Source organism: Microbacterium sp. ISL-103 (genome assembly GCF_018613995.1).
Taxonomy (GTDB): Bacteria; Actinomycetota; Actinomycetes; order Actinomycetales; family Microbacteriaceae; genus Microbacterium.
On record NZ_JAGGPD010000540.1, the window covers coordinates 1 to 7,665 of the forward strand.

General features: G+C 67.9%; 6 protein-coding genes. 4 read left to right on the plus strand and 2 right to left on the minus strand.

Features of this window, described 5'->3' with window-relative positions; genetic code table 11:
* Nucleotides 1-165 precede the first annotated feature (165 nt).
* From J7E68_RS17315 to J7E68_RS17325, 3 genes are read left to right on the plus strand one after another with little or no spacing between them, the layout of a single operon-like run.
* Entirely contained in the window at nt 166-960 is a 795-nt protein-coding gene (locus tag J7E68_RS17315; protein WP_251049107.1) for a hypothetical protein, read from the plus strand.
* The gene (locus J7E68_RS17320) at nt 957-2,495 is read left to right on the plus strand and encodes a DNA polymerase Y family protein (RefSeq protein WP_215174678.1); all 1,539 of its coding nucleotides are present in this window, start codon (nt 957-959) and stop codon (nt 2,493-2,495) included. The genes J7E68_RS17315 and J7E68_RS17320 overlap by 4 nt, the downstream gene beginning before the upstream one ends.
* Entirely contained in the window at nt 2,495-5,956 is a 3,462-nt protein-coding gene (locus J7E68_RS17325) for an error-prone DNA polymerase (protein WP_215174684.1), read from the plus strand. The genes J7E68_RS17320 and J7E68_RS17325 overlap by 1 nt, the downstream gene beginning before the upstream one ends.
* Nucleotides 5,957-5,959: 3 nt before the next feature.
* Here J7E68_RS17325 and J7E68_RS17330 read toward each other — a convergent pair whose 3' ends face one another.
* Both J7E68_RS17330 and J7E68_RS17335 read right to left on the minus strand, forming a co-directional pair.
* Nucleotides 5,960-6,349, minus strand: coding sequence for a hypothetical protein (locus J7E68_RS17330; RefSeq protein ID WP_215174680.1), 390 nt, complete (start codon nt 6,347-6,349; stop codon nt 5,960-5,962).
* 289 nt (nt 6,350-6,638) lie between these two features.
* A complete protein-coding gene (locus tag J7E68_RS17335) occupies nt 6,639-7,241 on the minus strand; it encodes a TetR/AcrR family transcriptional regulator (RefSeq protein ID WP_215174682.1) in 603 nt (200 codons plus the stop codon).
* A gap of 186 nt (nt 7,242-7,427) precedes the next feature.
* Between J7E68_RS17335 and J7E68_RS17340 the strand changes: the two genes are divergently transcribed.
* Nucleotides 7,428-7,665: hypothetical protein (locus J7E68_RS17340; RefSeq protein WP_396652521.1), on the plus strand; the 238-nt coding region annotated here is incomplete at its 3' end.

The window sequence follows — 7,665 nt, forward strand, 5'->3', positions numbered from 1 at the left end:
TGCACGCCCACGACGGCCACGGTGAGGGGATCCATGCCCCGAAGGGTAGGAGGAGTCGGATGCCTATGGTACAGCGTGGTGATAACTGTTCGCCGATGTCGGAGGTTCGAATTAGCGTGATCTACTCCAGTTGCTTTATTAGTACATATCTTCGAGGATGGACACATGGGGATCGGGCTCGATGCGGTGACCGCGCTCTCTCCGGCTGGCGACTCCCGCGCCGGAGAGGTCCTTCGGCTGCGCCGCGAGATCAGTCGCATGCAGCGCAGGCGCAGCGAGCAGAAACTGCTCCCCCTCGATCCGGCGTATTCCTCCCTGCTTCCGGAGCAGGGGCTGCAGACCGGCACGGCATACACGGTCTCCCCCTCGCCCAGCCTCATCCTCTCGCTGCTCGCCGCGGCATCCGGCAAGGGCCTCTGGTGCGCAGTGGTCGGCATGCCGACACTGGGTGTCGAAGCAGCAGCGGCGTTCGGCATCGCACTGCCCCGGCTGATCCTCGTCCCCGATCCGGGTGACCGGTGGCTCGCCGCGACCTCCGCCCTCGCCGAGGTCGTCCCGCTGATCGCCGTGCAGCCGGGCAGCAGAGCTCGCGACACCGATGTCGCCCGGTTGAGCGCGCGTCTGCGAGACCGCGGTAGCACGCTCCTCGTCACCGAATCCCCCGCTTCGGGCGCCTGGCCTCAGAGCGAGGGCTCCATCCGTCTGCACGACCAGCAGTGGCTGGGCATCGGCGAGGGGTGGGGGCTGCTCGAGGGGTCGACGGCGACCGTGACCGCGAAGACGCGGCACAGCCCGCTGGCCTCGAGCGTGCGGGTGCGCCTTCCTGGCAGCCATGGCGCGGTCGAAGAGCTCCCGACCGAGGTCGTCGCAGAGACCAGGACCGAGCTCACGGCGCTGCCCGCCCTCCGTGGCGGAGATGAGCCCCCGACCGAATATCCGCGACTGGCGGCGGCAGGATGACCGCTCCTCTTCGCGTCATCGTCCTGTGGTTCCCCGACTGGCCACTGCGCGCCGCACTGGGCGGAGCGCCCCCACATCCGCCGACAGCTCTGGTGCACGCCAACACCGTCGTCGCCTGCACCGCATCGGCGAGAGAGCACGGCGTGCGCGCCGGTCAACGTCGCAGGGTCGCACAGGGGCACATCTCGTCGCTGCGAGTGCTGCCGCATGACACAGCCCGTGACGAGCGCGCCTTCCTCCCGGTGCTGCAGCTCATCGAGAAGCACGCCCCCGGTGCGGCTCTGCTGCGCCCTGGGCTCGCCGCTGTCCGCGCGCGGGGCATATCCCGCTACCACGGCGGTGAAGCCGAGGCCGGAGCGGCTCTGATCGGCATCCTCGAGGAAGCGGGCTTCCCCGAGGTGCGCGTGGGTATCGCCGACGGCCCCTTCACGGCCGAGCTCGCCGCCAGAGGACGCACGTCCTGCACCGTCGTCCCCCCGGGACTCGCGAAGGACTTCCTCGGGCCCCTCCCCGTTCGAGTCCTGAAGGATGAACAGCTCACCGATCTGCTCATCCGGCTCGGGGTGCGCACGCTCGGCGAGTTCGCCGCTCTCGACGAGATCGACGTCCGTGATCGCTTCGGCGAGCGCGGGTCGCGACTGCATGCCCTCGCCGGAGGGTCGGACTCCCGCGCAGTGGTGGCGCGCCCGCCCGACCCCGAGCTGGTGCGCTCGGTCGAGTTCGAACCTCCCCTGGCCGGAGCGGATCAGGTGGCGTTCGCGGTACGTCAGACGGCGGATGCGGTGCTGCTCGCTCTCGGTGAGGCATCAGTGGTGTGCACCGAGGTACGGATCGATCTGGTCGACGACGACGGCAAAGTGTTCTCCCGCCCGTGGCCGCACCCCACATGCTTCGACGCCGCAGACCTCGTCGACCGGGTGCGCTGGCAGCTCGAGGCACTGGGAGCGGAATCCGCCAAGGAGCCGGTCGACGAGGCCCGCGCATTCGGCGGAATCACCCTGGTGCGGATCATCCCTGTGGCCGTCGACGACGCCGCCCACCATCAACCCGGGCTCTTCGGGTCAGGCACCGACGAGCGCCTGCATCATGCCATCTCACGCGTGCAGACCATGCTCGGTCATGAGGGGGTGGTCACCGCCGCTCTCTCCGGGGGACGCTGGCTCGCTGACCGGCAGGTACTCACTCCCTGGGGCGAACGTGCCGTTGCCCCGCAAGACCCGGAACGACCATGGCCTGGCAGTCTGCCCGACCCGCTGCCTGCTGAGGTGTTCCGCCCTCCTCGGCCTATCGGAGTGCTGGCGCCTGACGGCGAGACAGTCCATGTCGATGACCGAGGGGCCCTCTCGGCGGTGCCGACACGCATCGACGGCGATGACGTGCAGGCGTGGGCCGGCCCCTGGCCGATCCACGAACGCCGGTGGGATGCCACAGGCGGCAAGAAGGGGCATCGACTGCAGATCATCGACGACCACGACCGCGCCTGGCTCGTCTTCTGCACCGGAGACCGCTGGTGGGCGGAAGGGCGGTATCGCTGATGGGCTGGCACAATCCTCCCCTGTCGTGGAACGAGTTGGAACGCACCCTCAGCGGCGACGAGTCGCCCTACCCCACCGGCGGGACGCCTCCGCCCATCCGTCCGGACCCCGGCCCCGTCAGCACCCGTCGCAAGAGGACCCCTCCGACATCGGTGAGCCGACCGGAAGATCCCGTGCCGTATGCCGAACTGCACGCGCATTCGTCGTACTCCTTCCTCGACGGTGCCTCATCTCCGGAAGATCTTCTGGCAGAGGCCGAACGACTCGGCCTCACGGCGCTGGCTCTCACCGACCATGACGGCTTCTACGGTGCCGCCCGGTTCGCCGAGGTCGCCGAGCTGATGGAGGTGAGCGTGCAGACCGTGTACGGCGCCGAGCTCTCGCTCGGGCTCGATGCCCCGCAGCGAGGTGCGTCTGATCCGGTCGGCGAACATCTGCTCGTGCTCGCCGACGGGCTCGAGGGCTATCACCGGCTCTCCGGCGCCATGACGGCAGCTCATCTCCGAGGAGGCGAGAAGGGGCGCCCCGTCTACGACCTCGACGAACTGGCGGCGACAGCCGACGGGCACTGGACGATCCTCACCGGATGCCGCAAGGGCGGCGTCCGTCGAGGACTCGAGGCCGGAGACGCTCAGACACCGCTGCGTCGCCTGGTCGATCTGTTCGGCCAGGACCACGTGGCCGTCGAGCTCTTCGATCACGGCGACCCGCAGGACACCCGCCGCAACGACGCTCTCGCAGACCTCGCCAGACAGATGCGCCTTCCCGTGGTCGCGACGAACAACGTGCACTACGCCGCACCCGAGCGCGCAGCCCTCGCCGAAGCCGTCGCCGCAGTCCGGGCAGTGCGCAGCATGGACGAGCTCGACGGCTGGCTGCCGGCGCATGGCGGGGCACATCTGCGCAGCGGCGCCGAGATGGCAGCGCGTTTCCGTCGTCACCCCGGCGCGATCTCCTATGGTCTCGAGCTCGCCGCCGCATCCGCCTTCCCCCTGCGTCGGGCGCGCCCCGCGCTGCCCAAGCAGAAGGTTCCTGACGGGCACACGCCGATGAGCTGGCTGCGCCATCTCGTCTGGGAGGCAGTGCCGACGAAGTATCCGAACCTCGACGACGACGGCCGACGCAGGATCGGCCGCGAGCTCGACGTCATCGCCGAGAAGGACTTCCCCGGCTACTTCCTCATCGTGCACGGCATCGTCACCGAGGCGAAGCGACGCGGCATCCTCTGCCAGGGCCGGGGCTCCGCCGCGGCGAGCGCGGTCTGCTATCTGCTGGGGATCACCGCCGTCGATCCGATCCTCTACCGCCTGCCCTTCGAACGGTTCCTCGCGACCACACGCCAGGAGGAGCCGGACATCGATGTGGACTTCGACTCCGATCGCCGCGAGGAGATCATCCAGTGGGTGTACCGCGAGTACGGCCGAGAGCGCGCCGCCCAGGTGGCGAACGTCATCCAGTACCGCCCCAAGAACGCCGTGCGCGACATGGCCAGAGCCCTCGGATACTCGCCGGGGCAGCAGGATGCCTGGTCGAGACAGGTCGACGGCTGGAGTTCGGGGCTGGAGGTCGCCGAGGAACACGACATCCCCGCGAACGTGCTCGACTATGCCGGCGAGCTGTTGAAGGCCCCTCGGCATCTCGGCATCCACTCGGGAGGCATGGTGCTCACGGCGAGGCCCGTCGGAGAGGTCGTACCCGTCGAACATGCGCGCATGGAGAACCGGACGGTCATCCAATGGGACAAGGACGACGCCGCCTGGATGGGACTCGTGAAGTTCGATCTGCTGGGGCTGGGCATGCTGGCGGCGCTTCAGCACTGCTTCGATCTGATCCGCGAGGCCACCGGCGAGGAGTGGAAACTCGAGACTCTTCCCAAAGAGGAGCCGGCCGTCTACGACATGCTCTGTCGCGCTGATTCGATCGGAGTGTTCCAGGTCGAATCCCGCGCACAGATCGGTCTGCTCCCCCGACTGCAGCCGCGGGCCTTCTACGATCTCGCCATACAGATCGCCCTCATCCGCCCCGGCCCCATCCAGGGCGGGGCCGTGCATCCCTTCGTCCGCCGCAAGATGGCGAAGGATGCGCTCGACGAGGAGAACCGCGCCAGAGTCGCCCGCGGCGAAGAACCGGTGGTGCTCGAGATCCCCTACCCTCACGACGATCTCAAGCCGATCCTCGAGCGGACGCTCGGCATCCCCATCTTCCAGGAGCAGCTGATCCAGATGGCGACGGCCATCGGCGACTGCACCGCCGACGAGGCCGACCTGCTGCGACGCGCCATGGGTTCCAAACGCGGACTCGAGAAGATCGAGAAGGTCCGCGACAAGCTCTACGCGGGAATGAGCAGGCGAGGGCTCTCGTCCGAGCAGTCGGATCGCATCTACGCGCAGATCCAGGCGTTCTCCAACTTCGGATTCGCCGAGTCGCACTCGCTGTCGTTCGCACTCCTGGTCTATGCCAGCTCATGGCTCAAGCTGCACTATCCGGCGGCTTTCCTCGCCGGGCTGTTGCGATCACAGCCGATGGGCTTCTACTCCGCATCGACGCTGACCGCGGATGCGCGTCGGCACGGGGTCGAAGTACGTCGTCCGGATCTGCACGCCTCGGGGGCGACCGAGACCCTGGAGCCTCTCTCCGGCGCACCTCTGCGGACGCCGACGGGACTCGACTCCTGCAGCGATCGCTCACAGCCCCGGGTGCCTCGCTTCGACAGGTCGGCACCGGACGAGTCGAAGGAGCACCGGAGGGACGGTGGCTACGCGGTACGCATGGGCCTCAGCGGCGTGCGCGGCATCGGCCTGCCTCTGGCCGAGCGCATCGTCGCAGCACGAGACGCCGACGGTCCGTTCGCAGATCTGAACGATCTGGTGAGAAGGACGGACGCCACGGCGGCGCAGCTGGAGTCGCTGGCGACCGCCGGCGCCTTCGAGAGCCTCGGGCTGCAGCGCAGAGAGGCGATCTGGCTGTCCGGCGCGGCAGCCGAAGACCGTTCACGATTCCTCCCGGGAACCACCGTCGCCGTGCAGCCGCCGCTGTTCACCGACCAGTCCAGCTACGAGCGACTCTCCGCCGATCTCTGGGCGACCGGGGTCTCGACCGACGACCATCCGATGGCGCATTTCCGCACTCCGCTGCAGAAGCGGGGGGTGCTCTCCTCGGCTGACCTTCAGACCCACGAGGTCGGTCGTCGCGTCGAGGTCGCAGGGCTCGTGACGCATCGACAACGGCCGGCCACCGCGGCCGGGGTGACCTTCCTCAATCTCGAAGACGAGAACGGCCTGGTCAACGTCATCTGCTCGACCGGCGTCTGGGGCCGCTACCACCGAGTCGCCCGCGATTCACCGGCTCTCATCATCCGCGGCATCCTCGAGCGTTCTCCGGAGGGCGTCATCAACGTCCTCGCCGACGCGTTCGAAGATCTCCGCACCGGAGTCACCCACCGATCGAGAGACTTCAGGTGAACATCACCAGAAGCGCTCGGGCTCCGGTTCCGGCACACGATCTCCGCCGCCCCAGCGATCTGCTTCCGCCTTCGCCGCCTCGACGGCGGCATCTGCACCGTGCAGGGCCGTCTGGGCTCCCGTCACCCCCGCACCATCACTGTCGGCCTCGACCGTGAGCGTCGTCCACGAGCTGTTGCCGCCGAGGGTGACGGTGCAGTCGACGACCCGGCCCAGCCATCGGATGCTCTCGCCTCGTGGCTGCTCCGCACGCCGATACCTGATACCGGTGTCGAGATCGATGACGGAGAGCACAGCAGCCTCTCCGGTCAGCTCGTCGACGCGCTCCGACACCTCGACGCGATGGCCGTGAGCGATGGCGAGTTGCGCGTTCAGCACGAGCTTTCTGTCCATGAATCCACTCTATGAGTGGACGTTCTCACGGCAAGCCCCAGTCTTGGAAGAAACATTCGTAGATTTCTTTGTCCCCCAAATGGCGGACAAGACGATTAAGCGATATTCTGCTACGAGTAGCGGGGGCTACCGGCTGAGATCTGGGGAGATCAGCCGAGAGAGCAGCGAGATCCTTCGCCGCCTCCCTACCGTCCGGGAAGGACGGTGAGCCCTCTCGAGCGATCCAAAATGGGGTTTGGATGACTCGGGAGGGCAACCATCCCGCGAGCACCGTTTCGGCCGAGTTGCGTCAGCGATCCAGCCGCGCTCGCAGGGAGTCGAGCAGCAGGCCGACTCCGAGCTCGAATGTGCGGTCCGCCCTGGCGGTCCCGCGCTCCGCTGCTGTCAGCAGTCGTCCGAGTGTGCGCGTGTCGCCTCCCGGCTCCCACACTTCGTCCGGCGATGCCAGGTCGAGCCCGAATCCGATCGCGAACGCGTCGACGACGGCGATCACCGAGAGGACATCGTCTTCGGGGAACCCGCCGTCGACGAGCACCGTCGCGAGGTCGTCGTACGCAGCGATGACCCCCGGGTGGGTGACCGTCTTGCCCACCAGCAGCGGCACGAGCTGGGGATGATCCGCAGACATGCGGCGCTGCGCCGCGAGCAGATCCCGGAGGAACCGATCCCAACTCCGCCCACGCGGTTCGACGCGGTAGTCATCGACGAGCCTGCCGCGCATGACCTCGATGATGCCGTCCATGCCGTCGACATGGTTGTAGAGCGACGACGGCCGCACCCCGAGGCGGCGCGCTATGGCGTTCACGCCGAACGGTTCTCCGGCCCTCGCCAGTTCGAGGCCGGCGGCACCGATGATGTCGGGCGAGAGCAGGGGACTCGACGGCCGGGGCATCGCACGCTCGCTTTCGATCTCGAGGTCCGCGAGAAAAGTCTTCCCCGCAGCATCCCTCCTGTGCATAATAGTGAACACCATTCGTTGACGAACACCATTCGTTTTTGATGAGCGCCCCACCCGACGCCCCTCCGGCATCATCCTTCGCACACCGCCGTGCCNNCGTGCCATCTCCCCTGGAGTCTCATGACCGCCATCGACCTCAGCACTCGAGTACCTCTGAGGCTGCCCACTGCCACCGCGACCTTCGCGATCGGCATCGCCGGCTACCTCGGCGTCAACCTGTCGCCGTACATGATCACCGCCGCGCAGACCGGGCTCGGCATCGATGTGCTCGCCGCCAGCTGGCTCGTCACCGCCACGCTGCTGCTGACCGCGGTGACCGGTCTCGCGATCGCGCCGCTGTGCGCTGGCACGCATCGAC

Excerpts from the sequence above, each read along its gene's own strand:
- J7E68_RS17330 (WP_215174680.1), bottom strand. The coding sequence starts at position 6,349 with ATGGACAGAAAGCTCGTGCTGAACGCGCAACTCGCCATCGCTCACGGC.
- J7E68_RS17320 (WP_215174678.1), top strand. The coding sequence starts at position 957 with ATGACCGCTCCTCTTCGCGTCATCGTCCTGTGGTTCCCCGACTGGCCA.
- J7E68_RS17325 (WP_215174684.1), top strand. The coding sequence starts at position 2,495 with ATGGGCTGGCACAATCCTCCCCTGTCGTGGAACGAGTTGGAACGCACC.
- J7E68_RS17335 (WP_215174682.1), bottom strand. The coding sequence starts at position 7,241 with ATGCCCCGGCCGTCGAGTCCCCTGCTCTCGCCCGACATCATCGGTGCC.
- J7E68_RS17315 (WP_251049107.1), top strand. The coding sequence starts at position 166 with ATGGGGATCGGGCTCGATGCGGTGACCGCGCTCTCTCCGGCTGGCGAC.